We start from the raw sequence: 19,534 nt of genomic DNA, 5'->3' as shown, positions 1-19,534 counted from the left end.
CGCAGTCTTACCGATGAACAAGAAAAAGTCCGTCACCATCAGCGACATTGCCAAACGGGTCGGCATGACCACCATTACGGTGTCCCGCGCTTTGAGCAAACCCGACCTGGTCAAACCCGCCACCCTGGCGCGCATCCTGGAAGTGGCACGCGAGCTGGACTACGTGCCCAACGCCTTCGCCCGCGGGCTCAAGCGCAGTGAAAGCCTGATCATCGGGGTCATCACCGCATCGGTAGACAACCCGTTCTACAGCGAGATGATCAAGGCGATTTCCCGCGAGGCGAAAAAGCACGGCTACACCATCATGCTGGTGGACACCGATGAGCTGGAAGAACTCGAAAGCAAGGCGGTCGATACCCTGCTGGGCTATCGCGTGGCGGGGATCATCCTGTCGCCGGTCTCCGACGAGCCAAGCTACCAGCCCGACTACCTGGAGCGCCTGGGCAACGGCAAGACCCCGGTGGTGCTGCTCGATCGCACGATCCACGACAGCCCGTTCAGCCGCGTGGTGCTCGACAACTACCACAGCGGCCTGCAAGCCGCGCACTACCTGTTACGCCAAACCCCGAACCTCAAGCGCCTGCTGGTGCTGACCGGCCCCGAGCACTCGCGTATCAGCGTGGAACGCCTCAAAGGCCTGCGGGAAGTGCTGGCCGAACACCCCGACATTCAGGTCGAGGTGCAAGCGGGCGACTACACGCTGATGCCGGCTTACCTGCATACCCTCGATTACCTGGCCGCGCACTCGGCACCGGACGCGATCATGGGTTTCAACCAGTTGATCACCCTGGGCGCCCTGCGTGCGTTGCGTATGCATAACATCGCCCATGACAGCCTGACCATCTGCGGCATCGACCGCCTGCCCTTCGCCGATATTTTTGGCGTGCCGATTGCCTGCGTGGCCCACGACGCGTCCCTGGCCGGCAGCAGTGCGGTGCGCCTGCTGCTTGATCGCCTGCAAGACCCGCACAAGCCACGGGACAAAGTGGTTATCGCCGGGCAGTTGGAAAACGGTTAGCGGCTGGTGTAGCCGCCGTCCACAGGCAGGCTCACGCCACTGATCATGCTGGCCGCGTCGCTTAGCAAAAACAGCACCGGCAGCGCCACTTCCGCCGGTTGCGCAAAACGCCCCAACGGAATCGCTGCCAGCGCCGGGTCGCGCTTGGCCGGGTCGGACCAGGCCATGGTCGCCATGGGCGTCAAGGTCACGGTGGGGTTGACGCTGTTGACGCGTATGCCAAAACGGCCCCACTCGGCGCATTGCACGCGGGTGATCGCATCCAGTGCAGCCTTGGAGGCGCAGTAGCTCAGGTGATCGTCCAGCGCCACCAACGACGCCTGGCTGGAGACGTTGACGATGCTGCCGGCCATGTTCGCCTCGATCATCTTTGCCGCGACCCGGCTGGCCACTTGCGCAGCGGCGCGGGCGTTGACTTGCATTACCTGGTCGAAGGCGTTGGCGCTGATGGCAGCGGCGGGCTCCAGGCGTGAGATACCGGCGCAGTTGACCAGGCCGTGCAGAGGCGGCAAATCTTGCAGGGTTTTATCGAGGGCGATGCTGTCAGCGATATCCACGCACAAGGTGCGGCACCCCAATGCCGCCAACGCCTGGGCATCGCGACCGAGAGCGAAGACTTCGGCGCCGCTGGCGATCAGTTGCTGGGCAATTTCGCGACCGATGCCGCTGCTGGCACCGGTGACGAGGATGCGCTGGTACGAAAAGTCGAAGGTGGTAGACATAAATAAAGATCTCAAAACCAATGAAGACCCACTGTGGGAGCTGGCTTGCCTGCGATAGCGGAGTGTCAGTCTCCTTATCGGGTGCTGATACACCGCTATCGCAGGCAAGCCAGCTCCCACAGTTTTGGACGGTGTTGAATCAGGTGGCTTGCAGGTTGTGCATGACCGGTTTCAGGGCCGGATACAGCTTCAGGTACTCGGCAAACGCCCGGTCATAGGTCATGACATTCTCCCGCTTGGGCTGCGCCCGCAATTGCAACTGCACCCAACCCGTGTCCATCTGCCCATCACTCACCAACCCCATCGTATGCGCCGCCAACAACGCCGCGCCCAGGGCTGCTTCTACCTCCTGCACGATCGTGTACACCGGGTAGCGTGTGACGTCGGCGATGATCTGCATCCACAGGTCCGAATGGCTCGCCCCGCCCACCACAATCAAGCGCGGGTCCAGGGAATGCGCGCCCTGGCTGCCCGCTTCGATATTGTGGCGCAGGGCAAAACTCACGCCCTCCAGCACCGCGCGGTACAGGTGAAAGCGGCTGTGGTAGAGGTTGAGCCCAACAAAACTGCCGCTGGCGCGGTCATCCCACACCGGGCTGCGCTCGCCCATCAAGTAAGGCAAAAACACCACGCCTTCGCTGCCTGCCGGAATCTTCATCGCGCTCTGCTCCAGCAGCGCCAGGCTGTCTTGCCCCGTGGCCTGGGCCTGCTGTTCTTCGGCCTGGCAGAACTGCTCGCGAAACCAGCTGACCGAGGCCCCGGCGGTGATCGCACCGCCGAAGATGTACAGGTCGCGGTGGCCGTTGTAGACATGGGGCATGCTCACCAAACCGTGGCGCGCATCCACCTGCTGGTTCAGGTAGCCCCAGCACATGCTGGTGCCGATCATCGCCACATGATTGCCTGGCTGAGTGACACCCGCCGCCAGGGTCGCCATGGCCGCGTCCACGCCCCCAGCGAGGATCGGCGTGCCCGCCTGCAAGCCCAGGCGTGCGGCCCAGTCTGCAAGCAAACCACCCACCACCTCGCCGGAATACAGCAACCGCTCGGGCATCATCGACTGCGCGATACCCAACGCCTCCAGCATCTCGCCTGACCAGTTGCGCGCCGCCACGTCGTAGACACCGCCGATATTCCCGGCGCTGCTGTGGTCCACCGCCAACTCGCCGGTCAGGCACCAATTGATGTAGCTGTTGGGCGGCAACAGGTAACGGGTATTCGCCCACACCTGAGGCTGGTGCTGCTTGAGCCAGAGCATCTTGGTGAAGCCGTAGTAGCTGTCCACCGAATTGCCGGTGATGGCGAACAAGCGCTCCAGGTCCACATGCTCACGCACCCAGGACACCTGCTCGCCGGCGCGGCGGTCCATCCAGATCAGGCACGGGTGCAGCGGCGTCATCTGCGCATCCACGGCAATGCCCGAACCACCGTACAAACTGCTGATGCACAGCGCCTTGACCTGCGGCGCCGGTACCCCGGCCTTGGCCATGCACTGGGCCACGCACGTTTCGACAGCATCCAGCCACACCTGCGGCCACTGCTCGGCCCAGCGCACTTTCGGGGTGTCCACCCGGTAGCCTTGGCTATGCTGGGCGATGATCGTGCCTTGGGCATCCACCAGCAGCGCCTTGGTGCTCTGGGTGCCAATGTCTACACCGATGACGTAGTCCATCTCAGAGCACCGGCTTCAACAGCACCTTGATCGACTTGGTCGAATTGGCCAGTTCAAACGCCTCGGCCCAGTCGTCCAGCGGGAAATCATGGGTGACAATGCCTTGGGAGGTGACCAGGCCACGCTCGAACAGGTCGATGGCGATCGGGTAGCAATACGGGCCCAGGTGCGCGCCGCGCACGTCGAGCTCCTTGCGGTCGCCGATGATCGACCAGTCCACGCTGGTCTCGGCGCCAAACACGCTGAACTCGACAAAGCGCCCGAGCTTGCGGATCAGGTCCAGGCCCTGGGTGACGCCGGCCGGTACGCCGGTGGTTTCGATATAGACGTCGCAGCCGTAGTTGTCCGTCAGCCCGTTGATGATCTCGCGAGCGTTGTCACGGGCGGGGTTGATCACCACATCGGCGCCGAATTTTTTCGCCAGCTCCAGGCGTTCATCGACCATGTCGATCACCACCAGTTTTTTCGGGGTCTTCAGCGCGGCGACCTGGACCATGCACAGGCCCAGGGTGCCCGCGCCGGCAATCACCACCACGTCGTCGAGCTGGATATCGCCACGGTTGACGGTATGGATCGAGCAGGCCATCGGCTCCACCAGCGCCGAGTCTTCCAGGGACACCGACTCAGGGATCTTGTGCACGATGGCGGTCTTGGGAATGCGCATGTATTGGGCCATGCCGCCTTCGGCCACTTCGCGCTGGAAGCCGAAGATGTTGTGCACTTCGCACATCCAGTATTTGCCTGATTTGCAGAAGCGGCACTTGCCACACGGCACGATTTGTTCGGCGATGACCTTGTCACCGACCTTGACCTCAAAGTGCTCCTCGGCGCCCTCGCCGGCTTCGACCACATAGCCGAAAAATTCGTGGCCCGGTACTACCGGCGCCTTGACCCAGGGGTTGTCGCCGCCCCAGAACATCGCAGCGCCCGAGTGGCACTTGCAGTCACTGGCGCAGATGCCGCAGGCGGCGATACGGATCACCAGCTCATTGGCACGCGCCTGGGGTTTGCCGATGCGCTCCAGGCGGTAGTCTTTCGGGCCGTGGCAGACGACGGCTTGCATGTGAGTGTGCTTGTCCATGTGTTCGGTCCTGTGTAGTGAGGTATTAACGATGGCGCTGACGGCTGATGAAAATCGCCAGCAAGATGATCCCGCCCTTGATCACGCTCTGGACGTAGGGCGACACGCCAAGCATGTTCAAACCGTTGTTCAACACGCCCAGCAGCATGGCGCCGAGCAAGGTGCCGATGATCACTCCGCGGCCGCCGGCAATCGACGCACCACCCAGTACCACGGCGGCAATCGCATCCAGCTCGAACGACACGCCGGCATTCGGCTGGCCGCTCATCAAGCGCGAGGTGAGCACCAGCCCGGCAATCGCGGCGGTGAAGCCGCTGATGCCGTACACCAGCAGCTTGAAACGCGCCGCTCGCACCCCGGACAAGCGCACCGCTTCTTCATTGCCGCCGATGGCGTAGATGTAGCGGCCGATGCGAGTGTGTTGCAGCAGCACATAGGCCGCCAGGTAGGTGATCAGCATGATCAGGATCGGCACCTGCAGGCCAAACACACTGGCGCGACCGAAGAACGCGAACCACTCTGGCAAGCCGGAAATCGGGTAGCCGTCGGTGTACATCAGCCCGAACCCGCGGGCGATACCCATGGTCGCCAGGGTGACGATGATCGGCGGCATATGCAGGTACGCCACGAACAGCCCGTTGCCGATGCCGAAGGCCACGCCCACCAGCAGCCCGGCGCCAATCGCCAGGCCCGGCGGCAACCCGGCGACCATCAGCCCGGCGGTCAAGGTGCCGGACAACGCCATCACCGGCCCCACCGACAAGTCGATGCCACCGGTGAGAATCACGCAGGTCATGCCCACCGCGATGATTGCGTTGATCGACACCTGGCGGGCGATGTTGGAGAGATTGCTGGCAGTGAGGAAGGTGTCACTGGCGAGGATCATCACCAGGGTCACCACCACCAGCCCGACAAAGGGATAAAACGCCGGCGAACGCAGCAGCCGCGCCAGGTTCAGGCGCAAGCGGCCGGTGCCGGCGGTGTTAATGGACGTATTCACTTGAGCCCCCTGTTGCATGGCGCATGACCTCTTGAGGATTGACGGCGGACGCTTCCAGTACCTTGACGATGGCGCCCTTGTGGAACACGGCGACGCGGTCGCACATGCCGATGACTTCGGGCAGCTCGGAGGAAATCATGATGATCGCGTAGCCCTGTTCGGTGAGGCTGCGCATCAGCGCGTAGATCTGCGCCTTGGCACCCACGTCGATGCCGCGTGTGGGTTCGTCGAACACCAGCACGTCGCAGTGGTGGTTGATCCAGCGGGCGATCACGACTTTTTGCTGGTTGCCGCCGCTGAGGTTCACCACAAGGCTTTCGCCACTGGGTGCCTTGATCGACAGCTGGCGCATCAGCGCTTCGACGCTGGCGCACTCGCGGACCTTGTCGATCAGGCCCGAGGCGTGCTGATACTTGGGCAAATTGTTCAGCGAGATATTTTCGCGAATGCTGAAGGCGGTGATCAGCCCTTCGCTCTTGCGGCTTTCGGGAAGAAGGCCGATGCCGTGGGCCAGGGCTTGGGCCGGGTCATCGAGGCTGACTTTTTCTCCGCGCAGCCACACGTCTTTGCTCACCGTGGGCAGCGCGCCCATCATGCCCAGGGCCAGCTCGGTGCGGCCCGAGCCCACCAGGCCGGCGAAGCCCAGGATCTCGCCCTTGTGCACATTGAAACGGTTGTGGGGGCCGTTGCGCACCAGTTGGATATCCTTGACCTCCAGCAGCAACGGGCCGCGTGCGGTAGTGGGTTTAGGCGGAAAACTGCACTCCAGGCGACGGCCGACCATCATCTCGACCAAGCGGTCGATGTCGCTGTCGGCTACTTCGGTAAAGCCTGCATTGCTGCCGTCGCGCAGGACGCTGATGCGGTCGCAGACCTGGAAAATCTCTTCCAGGTGGTGCGAGATAAAAATCACCGCCACGCCCTGGCGCTTGAGTTCGCGCATGATCTCGAACAACAACTCGGCTTCACTGGGGGTCAGCGTCGCGGTTGGCTCATCGAGCACCAGCAGGCGTGCGTCCAAAGCCAGGGCCTTGGCGATTTCGACAAACTGCTGCTCGGCCACGCTCAGGTGCTTGACCGCGCAGTGCAGATCGATGCTGACCCCGAGGCGCTCGAACAACGCCTGCGCCGCCTCGGCCATTTCGCGCTTGCGCAACAGGCCGAAGCGGTTGCTCAGCTCATGGCCGAGGAAGATATTTTCTACCGCTGTGAGGTAGGGAATCAGGCTGAATTCCTGGAACACAATGCCAATCCCGGCGGCAATCGCATCCCGATAGGTCGCAAATTGTCGGGCCTGCCCGTCGATAAAAATTTGCCCTTCGTCCTGATGTTCGACACCGCCCAGAATCTTCATCAGGGTGGATTTGCCCGCGCCATTTTCCCCGAGCAAGGCGTGGATTTCGCCGCGCTCCACTTGCAGGTTGATGGCCTTGAGGGCCTGCACCCCCGGGTAACGCTTACAGATGTTTTCCAGCTTCAGAAGACTGCTCATACCGCCGACCTCGCACTCAGAAGGAAGACCTGGGCCCCACGAACTACGCGGGGCCTGGGGGGGTTACCAGCTGAAGTCCTTGGCCTTGGCCTGGTCGATCAGGGTGATGTCCACCGGCACGCTGGCCGGTACTTGGGCGCCCCACTTCTTGGCCAGGGCGATGCCCAGGGCTAGGCGGATCTGGTCGCGGGGGTATTGGGCCGAGGTGGCGATGAAATGGCTGCCGGGTTTCTGGATCGCCTTGATCGCTTCCGGCGCACCGTCGACGCTGACCAGCTTCACGTCCATGCCGCTGGCTTCGATGGCCGACAGCGCGCCGAGAGAGCCATTGTCATTCACGCTGAAAATGCCCTTGAGGGTAGGCTGGGCCTGCAACATGTTTTCGGTGACGGTGAGGGCCTGATCGCGTTCCTGTTTGCCGTTCTGGATGCTGACAATCTTGATGTCCGGGTGCTTGGCCACCGCCTCCTTGCAGCCGCGCACACGTTCGAGGATCGGCACCACGGCGATGCCGTCAAGGATAGCGATATTGCCTTTGTCACCGATGGTTTTAGCCAGGTACTCACAGGCCTGGAAACCAGCGTCGAAGTTCTTCGACCCCACGAATGAATCCAACGGGCCATCTGCCTGGGCATCCACCGCCACCACTACGACACCGGCAGCATGGGCCGACTTGACAGCCGATTGCACACCGACGGAATCAGTGGGGTTGATCAGCAGGATGTCGATGCCCTTTTGCAGCATGTCTTCGACATCACTGACCTGCTTGGACACGTCGTGGCGGGCGTCGGTGATGATCAACTTGGCACCGATGGTGGCGCCGGCTTCTTCCAGGGCGTTTTTCATGGTGACGAAATAGGGGTTGTTGATTTCCTGGAACGAGGCGCCGATGCGGATGGGCTTGGCAGCGTCGGCAAACGCGGGGGTCGCGCTGCCCAGGGTGATGCTGGCAGCCAGTAAACACAGGGTTTTCGGGAGCATTTTCATGGCGTGGGTCTCTGTTTTGTTTTTATTTTTAGAGCAAATGTTATCGTTAACATTTTGCCAGAAACTAACAAGTAATTCAGACCTGTGCAAGCCTCCACTGGTCGGTCTCGGGCAAAAATATGGGAGCTGGCTTGCCCTCCGGTTGTAGGAGCGAGCTTGCTCGCGAAAAACTCACAGGCGCCGCGTTTATTCAGAAGCCCGCGTTATCGTTGACATTTTTCGCGAGCAAGCTCGCTCCTACAGGGGGGATGAGGTGGTCAGTAAAAACTCGCACATCCGCTTACGCCAACTAAGCTCAGCCTCAAATAAAAACACAGCGAGCAGCCGGCCATGCCCCACCCGACCGAGACTTTCCGCGACCGTTACCGCGCAAGCGTCAACCCGCGTTACAACCCCTGGCTGCACGCCGCATTCGTGCTTGGCTACGGCATCGCCTGCATCACGCTGGCCTGGTCCTCCACCGCCGATATCACCGCCCTGCAGTGGCTGACCGTGCCCCTGACCCTGCTGTTCTTCAACCTGTGCATCTACCTCGTGCACCGCCACCTGGGCCATCACAAACATGCATTCGCCCGGCTGTTCTACGCACGCCACACCGGCGATCATCACAGCTTCTTCACCCCCGGCCACATGACCTACGACAGCCCTCGGGACTGGCGCGTCATCCTGTTTCCAGCCTGGCTGATCATGCTGCACAGCCTGGCCATCACCCTTCCCGCCTGGTGGCTGCTCAGCCAACTGAGCCCCAACGTTGCCGGGTTGTTTGCAGGCTGCATGATCCTTGGCTACCTGCTCTACGAAGTGTTCCATGCCTGCGAACACCTGCCTGCCGAACACCCGGTGGCACGCCTGCCATGGATTCGCCAGATGCACCGCCTGCATGCCCTGCATCACCGTCGTGAGCTGATGCAGGGGCGTAACTTCAATATCGTGCTGCCGTTGATGGACTATTTGTTTGGCACTTTGTATTGGGAGCCGCGTTCTCACGATAGCCAGAAATGATCAGGAAAAAGCCACAAAAAAGGGGCAGCCTCTAGAGGCCGCCCCTTCTACTTCACATCACGCTGTCAGTGGATGATGTCCTGAGTGCAGATATGCCCCAGGCTGACGTATTGCACATTCTCACCGCCAACGCCCACACCAGGGAACTCAGCCAGCTCAATGCGCCAGCCACCCTCGTTGTAGGTGGTACGCCACTTGTACGGCACACCAGTGCTGCTGTCGTTGATCACCGTTGTGTAGTCACCGAAGCACGTACCGATATTAGCCGTGGCCTCTGATACACCCGCGCTGTTGGTAGTCGCTTTGTAGTCAACCCAACGGTAGTTCAAGTCGACGAAGTGGTTATCGACGCGCAATACCGGCGTGACCCCCAGCAGCGGCGCGCCGGTGGAGTCCGACCATTGGGTCGACCAGTTCAACAGCCGAGCGGTTTGCGTGGCCAGCCACACTTCCGTCACCCGCACGATGTTGTCACCTTTGACACTGCTGGTGTTCAAGCGCGGTGTGGAACCCAGGCTCAGTTGGTAATACTTGCTCGGGTCCTGCGCCACCGCCGGGTTGGCCCGTACACGCACCTTCACCGTGGTGCCCGGCGCGACGCTCGGGTAGGTCGAGGTAGAACCGGCCGGCACGGTGACCCAGTTGGCGCCATCAAAGCGGTCGAAGATCCACTGGTTTCGGCTGCCGTTCTCGTCGCCCGCCAGGTACATACTCACGCTTTGGCCACGGACCGCCGTGAAGTCGAAGTAATCGACATCGTTGGCGCTGTCGAGATTGCCGCTGACCTTGTTCATCGAATCGGGCAATACGAACGCCGTTTGCGCGCTGTCGTTGGGCTCGAACGCGTCGATGTTGCTGTCCACCGCCACGCCGAAACTGAACTGCGCGTTATCGGCGACCTTGGCCACCATGTACCAGTAGTAGTCGCCTGCCGGCAGCACACCGTTGAGGTATTCATCGGCATTGCCTGCGGCATCCGACGAACCGACCACACTCAGGTTGCCCTGGCCGTCATCCTGAAACAGGGTCAGCGACATATCCGCGCCTGCACTCTGGTTGACCAGTTGCACCTGCACTCGTGCGTTCTGCGGCAGGTTGAAGTGGTAGGCAAACTCGTTACCGGCCTGCACCGCATCGACGGTGTAAAGCGTGTTGATATCCAGGGTTGGAAACAGCGGTTCAAACGCCGCGATAGCCGCACCTTTCAACGCGCCTTGCGCCGGCTTTTTCAACTCACTCACCACGCTGTCGAACGGCTCGGACTTGAGGGATCGGGTCACGGCCTTGGACTGACCAGACTTGGCCACCAGCAGTTTTTTCTTGAGTTCGGTCGAAACCTTCGAGGCGTCCAGCTTGCCGCCGGACTTGAGCGCTTTGTTCACGGCCTGCTTGACCGCTTCGGCACTGAGTTTCGCAGGCGCTTGATCAGCCAGGGCAAAGGCCGAAACGAAGCAGGAGGCCATCATGGCCGCGCCTAGCATAAAGGCTTTTTTCGATTTCATTTTTTATCCATCCATAGTTAAAAAATTGAAGCTCAGGTAACCGGTGACATCCGGTCACCTGGGATGGACTGTAGGATAAGACTGTATGCATGTACAGTATTTTTTTTGAAAAGCCTGTACGAGTATTACCCGTCGAGTCGTAGGGCAAAACTACCCTGCTATACCCCCTAATACCCCGTCATCTCCAAATACCCCACCCCACCCTCAAACCGCACCGGCCCTTCCCAGTACGGTATACCCAGGTCCATCCACGCCTTCGGGTTGACGGCCTCGGTGGTGATGTCCAGCTGTTTGCCGGGAATTTTCAGCGACCAGCGTGTGGGAATGTTGCGCCCGTCGATGGCCGTGGTGGTCAGCGGTGTGAGTTGGATATCGCTGTTGTGCAAGGTCTCGGTGTGGCCCTGGGCGTCGATCCAGGTGCCGGTGAGGTAACCGTCGCTGTCTTTCTGCCGCACGCGAAACAGCATCAGCTGCGCGCCGCGGTCCAGATGCAGGGAGAACCAGTCCCAGCCGGTCTGGCTGGCGGCAAGGGGTTGGCTGCTCCATTCGCGGTCGAGCCAGGCTGGGCCGCTGACCTGGTAGGTGTGGCCGTCGAGGTTGACGCTGCCGCTGGCGGTGAAAAACGGCTGGCTGTAGTAGTACGACGCCTGGCCCTGGTCGGATTTGCGGCTGTAGCCATGGTCGCCTTGCAGCACCAGCGGGCGGCTGGAAGTCAGGTGCAGGTCGTAGGCAAATTGCGCGCCACTGGCCTTGAGTTGCATGTCAGCCAGGGGGCTGGCGGCGCCGGGGCGGGTGGCGAAGTTCCAGTCGTCGATCCAGGCGTTGAACGGCTCTGCCTGAGCCCCCGCCTGGCCGACGCCACCCCGGGCCAGGCGTTCGGCGGCGTAGTGGCGGGTGGCGGAGGTGACGGCGGCGTGGCCGAGCCACACGGTTGAATCGCGCCAGCCCGGTTGGACGGGGCCGGCCTTCAATGCGTTGCGAAACAGCGTCCATTGCACGCCGAAGACATTGCCCTGGGCATCCTTGAGGTTGGCCGTGACGTACCACCATTCGATACGAAAGCCGTCGTGGGGCCCGTGGTCCTCGGGAAAACTGAAGACTTTGCCGGGCACCACCTGGGCAAAGTCCGCCGCATCGCTGCCCAGCCCGGCGAAACTGTCCTCGGGTGCGGGCGCCTGGTCGCAGCCGCTCAGCAGTAACCAGGCGATGCACGCCAATGCCTTAATCTTCATGGGCGAACGTCCTCAACAAATCCGCCGGACGGCTGCGGTACAACTGCCATAAGGGCCAGGCCGACGCGAGCAAGGTGGCAAGCATCGCCAGCCCCAGCAATTGCGCAAGCTGCCCGGGGAATACCTGCAGCGGCAGGCGCCAGCCGAAGGCCTGCACGTTGATCACCGCATCCAGGCACCACGCCAGCAACAGCCCCAGCGGCAACGCCAGGATCAACGTGAGTACCGCCAGCAGCCAGGTCTGGCCGAGGTTGAGCAGCATCAATTGTCGGCGAGTCACGCCCAGCGCCCACAACGGCGCGAGTTGGCCGAGTCGGCTTTGGCTCTGGGTCAGCAGGCTGATGAACAGCGCCACGCCAGCGACGCCAAGGGTCAGGCTGTTCAACGCGGCGGTGGCAGCGAAGGTGCGTTCGAAGACCTGGCTGGACCACCCCTTGAGTTGCTGTTGGTCGACGATGCGGCTGTCTTCCAGGGCGAACTCACGCTGCACTTCACGGATCAGCGACGGCACGTCGGCAGGCGCTACCCGCAGGTTGAAGCGTGCCGGTGAGAGCGTCGGCCAATGCGCCAACAGGTGCCGGGCATTGACCAGCAGATGGCCCTTGGGGTTGCCGTAGTCGGCGTAGATGCCGACGATCTTCGGCGCCCAGGTGCCCTGCGGGGTGGGGATGGAAACCGTGTCGCCCAGTTGCACCTTCAGGCGTCGCGCCAGTTGTTCGCTGAGCATCAGGCTGTCGTCTTGCAGCAAGCGGTCCCAGGGCGCGTCCACTGCCTCCAGCAACGGCCAGTGTTGACGATAAGTGGGGTTGTCGACCACGCCGAACACCTCGGCGGGCCAGCCTTGCAGTTGCACCGCCACCTGCCAGGCGGGCAATACGGCCTGCACCAGGGGCTGACGGGTCAACCACGTCTTCAGTTGCTCGGCCTGCTGCGGATTTTGCGGGTTGAGGTACAGCTCGGCGGTGAGGCGTTGCTCCAGCCAATGGGTGAAGATCTGGCGAAAGCCCGAGGTCATGGAGCCGGCGCCGATATTCGCCGCCAGGGCCAACAGCAACGCCATCAGCGCCAGGCTCAAGGCCGGCAGTTGCTGGCGGCAATCGGCCAGGAACCACTGGCCCAGTACCGAGCGACTACGCCCCAGCACGGCTTTCAATAACCCGTTGAGCAGCACCGGTAATGCCAACGCCGCGCCCAACAGCAAGGCCGCCATCAGCACAAACCCGGCGGCCAGGCTATCGCCCAGCCACAGCGCCAATAACGCGATCGCCAGGGCCGCGGACGCCACCCACCCCTGGCGCCGCAGCCAGCGCCCATGGGCTTGATGCCAGGCTTGGGCGTTGGCCAGCGCCAGTAACGGCAAACGCGCTGCGCGCCACAGGCTGCTGGCTCCGGCGAGCAACGCGCCGAGCAGGCTCACGCCCAGGCCGGCCAGCCACCACCAGGGGCTCAAGTTCAATTGGCCGGCGACTTCGGCGCCGTACAGGCCGCGCAAACTGGCGGCGACATCCGGCAGCAACAGGCTGGCCAGCAGGTAGCCGCTGGCGATACCGAGCACACCGCTCAACACCGCCAAAGCGCCCAATTCGACGCCCAGGCTCAGGATCAGCATGCGTGCGCTGACTCCACAAGCGCGCAAGGTTCGCAGCAGGCCACGGCGCTGTTCCAGGGCCAGGCCGATGGCCGCATGCACGATAAACAGCCCCACCACAAAGGATAAAAAACCCACCGCATCCAGGTTCAGGTGAAAGCTTTCGGTGAGGCGTGACAGGTTGCTGTCCTCGCCCTGCTTGAGTTGCAACGCGGCGGGTGGCGTGGGGTGGTGGGCGGCGAAGGTGTTGTCCAACAGTAGGCGCGACAGGCGCCCAGGCATGTTAAGCAGGGGTTGGGCAAAGCCGATATCGGTCAGCAGCAGGCCGGGCGCCATATCGGCCTGTACCTGCAACGGTGGCAGGCGTTGCCCGGTGGACGTCAGCGGCTGCTCGCCCGCCTGCAACCCCAGCGCCTCTAACGTTTGCGCAGCGACCCAGGTACGCCCCGGCGGCTCGAAAAACGCCAGCATCTGCGCCTGGCTCAAGCGTTGCCCCGCCACGCTGCCGCTGCCGGGTAACGACACCGGGTCGATGCCCATCAGTTGCAGACGCTGCTGCTCACGCCCCTGGAGCACCACCCGCCCCTGCACCACCGGGGATACCGGCCAGCCGGCGCGGCGCAGCTCGGCAAACAGTGCCTGGGGGAAACTGGCGGCGTCCGGCGCAACCAGGCTGGCTTGGGGTTCGCCACCGATCAATTGGCTGGCACGTGCGTAGCTGTCCCGCGCCTGGCTGTTGAGGGCCTGCACGCCGGTCAGTAGCGCGGTGGCCAGCCACAGGCCGGTGAGCACGCTGAAAAATTGCACCGGATGACGCCGCCAGTGGCTCAGCAACGCGCGCAGCGTCCAGTAAAACAGCGCCATCTCAGCGAGCGTCCATCGGCACGACACGCCCACGGTGCAGCACCACTTGCCGGTCAAGCCGTGCGGCCAGGCGCGGGCTGTGGGTGACCATCAGCAGGCTGGTGGGGCTGTCCCGCAGCAGGTCCAACAGCAGTTGCAGCACTTCATCGCTGGTGGCTTCGTCGAGGTTGCCGGTGGGTTCGTCAGCCAGCAAAAAACCCGGCCGCGAGGCCAGCGCCCGCCCGACGGCAACCCGTTGCTGCTGGCCACCGGAGAGTTGCTCGGGGTAACGCCGGAGCAAGTCGCCCAGCCCCAGGCGCTCCACCAATTGCGCTTGCCAGTGCGGATCGAAACGCCCCGCCAGCCGCGCCTGGAACGCCAGGTTGTCTTCCACGCGCAAGCTGCCGATCAGGTTGAACTGCTGGAAGACCAGGCCGATTTGCGTGCGGCGCCAATGGGCCAGTTGCCCTTCGTTGAGTTGGTCAAGGCGCTGCTCGCCGATGCGGATGCTGCCGGCGTCCACTCGGTCCAACCCAGCCACCAGGTGCAGCAAGGTGCTTTTGCCACTGCCCGATTCGCCCATCAGCGCCAGGCTGCTGCGTTCACCCAGGTGCAGGTCGACGCCAGCCAGAACAGTCAGCGGGCCTTGCGGGGTCGCGTAGTTTTTAACAACACCTTGCACCTGCAACATAAGAACGCTCATCTGAAGGACCAGCAATGAGAATAACGGCTGACGCTCGTGCCTACGCAAATTTTTCACATGGATTTCACCGTCTGCCCATCCACCGAACTTTAAAGTGCCCGCCAACTCGTGGTGACTCACAACTTATTAGTTAATCCAAGTGACACTCCTAAGATGCAAGTGTTCAGCAAAAAGACAGCGGTGCTGTGACAGTCTCCTGCCTCACCAAGGGCAACTGCCCAGTCGTGCAGCCTTTTTATAAACACAATAAACAGTGCCGAGGATGAACCGCATGGCAGACATGATCCTGGCCAATCCCCAACCCAAAAGGTCAAGGTTAAAACGCCTGAGAAAATACCGCCTGCACCTGTTTGGCATCAGCGTTACCGCCTTGTTGTTGACGGGCTTTTTATTCTGGCCCAGCTCGCCCCTGGACCTGGGCGTGGGCAATCGCCTGGTGACCTCCGGGGTGCTCGCCAGTTGGCGTGAGGGTGAGCTGGTGGTGCTGGTGCGCCATGAGGAGCGCTGCGACCGCTCGGCCAACCCCTGCTTCGGCCCTGCCGATGGCCTGACCATCAACGGCACTGAACGCGCTGTTGAACTGGGCAAAGCCTTTGATTCATTGGGCATGGCTCTGACCGACGTGCTCAGCAGCCCCACCACGCGAACCGCCCAGACGTCACTGTTCATGTTCGGCAAGACCGAGCTGTCCCCCGGCCCGCTGGCCATCTGCGGCGACGCCATGGGCGGTGAAATCCTCGGCCACAAACAGCCGGGACGCAACCTGATGCTGATCACCCACAGCGCCTGCATGAGCGACTTCCAGACCAGCCTCGGCTTCCCTCACGCAGCCGCTGCAGAGTACGGCAGCGCACTGTTCGTCAAGGTGCTGCCCAACGGCACCTTCAAGGCCATGGGCACCATGAACAGCGAAGAGTGGACCGCCGCACTTAAACAACTTTAATTACACTTGTTTACATATTAAGCCTTGAGACGTTCAGCAAAATGACAGCCCCACTCTGGCATGTTTAGCCGCGCCTGTTAGTTATGCTCTCCAACAACAACTTAGTGATCCTTACGATGCTTCGCCCTATTAAGTTAATACCGCCATTGCCCGTACTTGAACGTTATGGAGCGATGTGCGCATGCCCCGCATAAACCCTGTGTCCTGGCTATTGCTGGGCGTTGCCGTGTTCTTCCTGTTGCCCCTGGGCTTTCACGGTTTATGGACGCCGGACGAAACCCGCTACGCCCAGGTCAGCCAGGAAATGCTGATGAGCGGTAACTGGGTGGCGCCGCACTTCATGGGCGTGCGTTATTTCGAGAAGCCCGCCGCCGGCTATTGGCTGATCGCCCTTGGCCAGGCGGTGTTCGGTGAAAACCTGTTCGGCGTGCGTATCGCCTCAGTGCTGAGCACGGGCTTGAGTGTGGTGCTGGCCTACCTGCTCGCCCGTCGCGTGTGGAACGAGCCGCGCAAGAGCTTTGCCTGCGCCCTGCTCTACCTGAGTTTTGGCCTGGTGGCCGGGCAAGCCGGGTATGCCAATCTCGACCCGCAATTCACCCTGTGGGTGAACCTGAGCCTGGTGGCGTTGTGGTTTGCCCTGGACTGCCGCACGCCACGGGAACGCCTGGGTGCCTGGGCGGTGTTGGGCGTGGCCTGCGCCATGGGATTCATGACCAAGGGGTTCCTGGCCTGGCTGTTGCCGGTGTTGATCGCCGTGCCCTACCTGGTCTGGCAGCGTCGCGTCGGTGAGTTGATGCGCTACGGGCCGCTGGCGGTGCTGGTTGCCGTGCTGGTATGCCTGCCATGGGCCCTGGCGATCCACCTGCGCGAACCAGATTACTGGCATTTCTTTTTCTGGCATGAGCATATCCGCCGCTTTGCCGCCGACAACGCACAGCATGCGCGGCCGCTGTGGTTCTTCCTGCCGATCATGGTGGTGGCGTGCCTGCCGTGGGCCGCCTTGCTACCCGGCACCCTGCTAAAAACCTGGCAGGAAAAGCGCCAGCCGGCGATTGCCTTTCTCGCCCTGTGGCTGCTGCTTCCCCTGGGCTTTTTCAGCCTGAGCAAAGGCAAATTGCCGACCTACATCATGCCGTGCCTGTTGCCCCTGGCCTTGTTAATGGGCCACGGTCTGATCGACCTGATCAAGCAAGGCAAGGCGCGCACGCTAGTCATCAACGGCGCGCTCAATTTCGTGCTTGGCATGACGGCCATGGTGGTGCTGATCTACCTGCAAATCACCCGCCCGCTGTACAGCAATAGCCATGCGGAGATGTTCAACCTGTCCCTGACGTTTATCGTGCTGCTGGGCTGGATCCTCGCCAACCTGTTGCAAGCGGTGCGCCCGCTGACGTTGTGGGCGATGCCTGCCCTGGGCATTGGTTTGCTGGTGGCATTGCTACCGGCGGGCATGCCGGCTCTGATCCAAGATAACGAGATGCCCGACCAGTTCGTGCTGGAACATCTGGACGAACTGCAACCTACCCGTGCTTTGCTGAGCAATGACCTGGGCCTGGCATCGGCCTTGACCTGGCGCCTGCGCCGGCCCGATGTGGCGTTTTATAACACCCAGGGAGAGCTGCGCTATGGCTTGAACTACGAAGACGCGGCACAGCGCAAGGTCACGCCGGACAGTGTCCAGGCCTGGTTGGCCGAGGCCCGCCAACACGGGTCGGTCGGCGTGCTGATGCAGGTCAAGAGCACCAGCGAACACCGTGAAGAAGGGCAGTTGCCGCCCGGCGGCAAACGCTATCGCAAGGGCAACCTGGTACTGACGATTTACTCCCAACAACCTTGAATGCAGCGCCTGCCACGGGGAACATCCCATGAGTTTCTGGAAAACCGAACGCGGCGCCCTGGTGTTACTGCTGGGCACCTCGGCCTTGCTGCTCTTGCTGGGCCTGGGCAGCCGCGAACTGTGGGGGCCGGAAACGCGCTGGGCGAATATCGCCTTGCAGATGCTGCAAAGCGGTGACTATTTCGACCCATACCTCAAAGGCACGCCGTATTACGACAAACCCCTGCCCTCCTACTGGCTGATCACCGGGTTTGCCCATCTGCTCGGCGGCCTCGGCCCGTGGTCGCTGCGCCTGTCATCGGTGATTGCCGCGTGGTTGAGCATCTGGCTGGTGTACCTGATCGGTGAACGCCTGTTTCGTAAAGGCACCGGGCTGATTGCCGGGTGGATGCTCGCCACCACCTTCTACTTCCTGTTCTGGGCCCGCGTGGCCACCGCCGATGTCCTCACCGTGTGCGGCGTGCTGGCAGCGGTGTGGTGGTATTGGCTTGGGCCGGATGACACGCGGTTGGGGCGCTACACGGTGTTTTTCCTGTTGCTGGCCGCCACCTCACTGTTCAAGGGCTTGATCGGTGTGGTGCTGCCGGGCCTGGTGCTGTTGCCACACTTGCTCAGCGAACACCGCTACAAACGCCACCTCAACCTGCGCTTGGTGCTGGCCCTGCTCATCGCAGGCATCGTGTACGCGATTCCCTTTGTACTGTCCCACCGCTACGGCGCCCCCACTTACGGCGAGAGCGGCCTGGAGCTGGTGTTCCGCGAAAACGTGGTGCGCTTCTTCGACCCCTTCGACCATATGGGGCCGATCTACACCTACCTGATCTACTTGCCGGTCTACACCCTACCCTGGGCACCCTGCTGGTTACTTGGCCTGTGGCTGGCCGTGCGCAACTGGCGCAGGGCGCCGCCCAACGTACGCTGGCTAGTGTGGGGCCTGGGCCTGTTGTTTGTATTCTTCACCGCCAGCGGCAGCCGCCGCAGCTACTACGTGTTGCCGCTGGTGCCCTTCGCCCAACTGCTCGCCGCCTGGTGGCTGAGTGAACGCCTGCACAAAAAACCTTCGAGCTGGCCGCGCTGGCAAACAGGCATTGGCCTCAGCGCAGGCCTGCTCTTGCTGGTGCTGGGCGTGATCTACCCCTGGACCAACGGCAACGGCGGCGTCACCCGCTTCGCCGCCGACCTGCAAGCCCAGGCAGAAAAAAGCGCACCCTGGAACCAATGGCAACTGGTGCTGGTAGAGGTCGACAACAAACTGCCCATGTACCTGCAAAACCACGGCAAACCTTTCTACTACGTCAGCGAAAGCCAGGACTTCCTGCGCCAGGGCGACAGCGCTGCATTCATGGCCTGGCTGGAGAAAACCAGCGGCCAGGGGTTTGATCCGCAACGCACGATAATCGTCGCGCAGTATTCCAAGGACGAGCCCGCGCCGTTGGCGTTCCTGGGGGTGGATCATCAAGTGGTGACGACGCAACCGGATAATGGGGAGCGGTTGTTCAAGGCGCGTGAGGGAGGCAGTGTGGCGTTTGTTCCGGGGATACGCTGAGGTACTGTTGCTTGCTGACCTTTTTTCATGGCGAAGATTCTGGCGGTGTGGCATTTGTTGGCGATTGCCAAGACTACGGTGGATCGCTCCTACCTTGGTATTGATGCAAATACCTTGGTAGTTCAGGCGAACCGGGTCGATGCCATCGCAGCATAGATATCTACACAACTTTAATGCGACGCAGGACCTGTGGCGAGAGAGCTTGCTCCCGCGACGGCCTGACAGCCGACGCTGATATAACTGATGCCCCGCGATCCAATGTGGGAGCTGGCTTGCCTGCGAAGGCGGCCTTAAAGCCGACCAGTATCTCGGGTCAGACCGCGTACATATCCGTTCCTGCGGCAATGGCTGCTATTGGTTCCGCTT

The 19,534-nt window shown here is 62.0% G+C and carries 16 protein-coding genes; 6 read left to right on the top strand and 10 right to left on the bottom strand.

What is annotated here, in order from left to right; all coding sequences use genetic code 11:
* The first annotated feature begins 13 nt into the window (after positions 1 to 13).
* A complete protein-coding gene (locus JFT58_RS11975; protein WP_054897430.1) occupies positions 14 to 1,018 on the top strand; it encodes a LacI family DNA-binding transcriptional regulator in 1,005 nt (334 codons plus the stop codon).
* On the opposite strand, the gene JFT58_RS11970 is transcribed toward JFT58_RS11975, so the two are convergent.
* From JFT58_RS11970 to JFT58_RS11945, 6 genes are all read right to left on the bottom strand, one after another.
* Positions 1,015 to 1,740: an SDR family oxidoreductase gene (locus tag JFT58_RS11970; RefSeq protein WP_054897429.1), complete on the bottom strand. Its 726-nt coding sequence runs from the start codon at positions 1,738 to 1,740 to the stop codon at positions 1,015 to 1,017. The two genes, JFT58_RS11975 and JFT58_RS11970, sit on opposite strands and share 4 nt — an antisense overlap.
* Positions 1,741 to 1,879: 139 nt before the next feature.
* Complete coding sequence (locus tag JFT58_RS11965; protein WP_054897428.1) at positions 1,880 to 3,412, bottom strand: FGGY-family carbohydrate kinase; 1,533 nt, start codon at positions 3,410 to 3,412, stop codon at positions 1,880 to 1,882.
* Position 3,413: 1 nt separating this feature from the next.
* Positions 3,414 to 4,493: an alcohol dehydrogenase catalytic domain-containing protein gene (locus JFT58_RS11960; RefSeq protein ID WP_034128169.1), complete on the bottom strand. Its 1,080-nt coding sequence runs from the start codon at positions 4,491 to 4,493 to the stop codon at positions 3,414 to 3,416.
* Between the two features lie 25 nt (positions 4,494 to 4,518).
* Positions 4,519 to 5,511 carry an ABC transporter permease gene (locus JFT58_RS11955; RefSeq protein WP_054897444.1) on the bottom strand — a complete coding sequence of 331 codons (993 nt, stop codon included), beginning with the start codon at positions 5,509 to 5,511 and terminating at the stop codon, positions 4,519 to 4,521.
* The gene (locus tag JFT58_RS11950) at positions 5,477 to 6,985 is read right to left on the bottom strand and encodes a sugar ABC transporter ATP-binding protein (protein WP_054897427.1); all 1,509 of its coding nucleotides are present in this window, start codon (positions 6,983 to 6,985) and stop codon (positions 5,477 to 5,479) included. The genes JFT58_RS11955 and JFT58_RS11950 overlap by 35 nt, the downstream gene beginning before the upstream one ends.
* Positions 6,986 to 7,048: 63 nt before the next feature.
* Entirely contained in the window at positions 7,049 to 7,972 is a 924-nt protein-coding gene (locus tag JFT58_RS11945; RefSeq protein WP_014719049.1) for a substrate-binding domain-containing protein, read from the bottom strand.
* A gap of 330 nt (positions 7,973 to 8,302) precedes the next feature.
* Between JFT58_RS11945 and JFT58_RS11940 the strand changes: the two genes are divergently transcribed.
* The gene (locus JFT58_RS11940; RefSeq protein ID WP_054897426.1) at positions 8,303 to 8,974 is read left to right on the top strand and encodes a sterol desaturase family protein; all 672 of its coding nucleotides are present in this window, start codon (positions 8,303 to 8,305) and stop codon (positions 8,972 to 8,974) included.
* A 65-nt stretch (positions 8,975 to 9,039) separates the two neighbouring features.
* Here the strand turns inward: JFT58_RS11940 and JFT58_RS11935 are convergent, their stop codons facing one another.
* From JFT58_RS11935 to JFT58_RS11920, 4 genes are all read right to left on the bottom strand, one after another.
* Complete coding sequence (locus JFT58_RS11935; protein WP_054897425.1) at positions 9,040 to 10,476, bottom strand: hypothetical protein; 1,437 nt, start codon at positions 10,474 to 10,476, stop codon at positions 9,040 to 9,042.
* Between the two features lie 167 nt (positions 10,477 to 10,643).
* Positions 10,644 to 11,708 (bottom strand): lipocalin-like domain-containing protein, encoded by a 1,065-nt coding sequence (locus JFT58_RS11930; protein ID WP_054897424.1) that lies wholly within the window; start codon positions 11,706 to 11,708, stop codon positions 10,644 to 10,646.
* Positions 11,698 to 14,160, bottom strand: a complete 2,463-nt coding sequence (locus JFT58_RS11925) for an ABC transporter permease (RefSeq protein WP_198834387.1) — start codon at positions 14,158 to 14,160, stop codon at positions 11,698 to 11,700. Before JFT58_RS11925 ends, JFT58_RS11930 begins: the two co-directional genes overlap by 11 nt.
* 1 nt (position 14,161) lies before the next feature.
* A complete protein-coding gene (locus JFT58_RS11920) occupies positions 14,162 to 14,830 on the bottom strand; it encodes an ABC transporter ATP-binding protein (RefSeq protein WP_054897422.1) in 669 nt (222 codons plus the stop codon).
* Positions 14,831 to 15,104: 274 nt separating this feature from the next.
* Between JFT58_RS11920 and JFT58_RS11915 the strand changes: the two genes are divergently transcribed.
* The 4 genes from JFT58_RS11915 to JFT58_RS30585 all read left to right on the top strand — a co-directional run bounded on the left by JFT58_RS11915 (position 15,105) and on the right by JFT58_RS30585 (position 19,324).
* Positions 15,105 to 15,785, top strand: coding sequence for an Ais protein (locus JFT58_RS11915; protein ID WP_054897421.1), 681 nt, complete (start codon positions 15,105 to 15,107; stop codon positions 15,783 to 15,785).
* A gap of 181 nt (positions 15,786 to 15,966) precedes the next feature.
* Positions 15,967 to 17,622, top strand: coding sequence for a lipid IV(A) 4-amino-4-deoxy-L-arabinosyltransferase (gene arnT, locus JFT58_RS11910; RefSeq protein ID WP_054897420.1), 1,656 nt, complete (start codon positions 15,967 to 15,969; stop codon positions 17,620 to 17,622).
* Between the two features lie 28 nt (positions 17,623 to 17,650).
* Complete coding sequence (locus tag JFT58_RS11905; RefSeq protein WP_054897419.1) at positions 17,651 to 19,168, top strand: ArnT family glycosyltransferase; 1,518 nt, start codon at positions 17,651 to 17,653, stop codon at positions 19,166 to 19,168.
* 27 nt (positions 19,169 to 19,195) lie between these two features.
* Positions 19,196 to 19,324 carry a hypothetical protein gene (locus JFT58_RS30585; RefSeq protein WP_254989796.1) on the top strand — a complete coding sequence of 43 codons (129 nt, stop codon included), beginning with the start codon at positions 19,196 to 19,198 and terminating at the stop codon, positions 19,322 to 19,324.
* The last annotated feature ends 210 nt before the right edge of the window (positions 19,325 to 19,534 follow it).

The sequence above is a fragment of the Pseudomonas sp. MF6767 genome (genome assembly GCF_016405475.1).
Lineage (GTDB): Bacteria > Pseudomonadota > Gammaproteobacteria > Pseudomonadales > Pseudomonadaceae > Aquipseudomonas > Aquipseudomonas paracarnis.
This window is presented reverse-complemented; position numbering and strand designations above follow the sequence as displayed.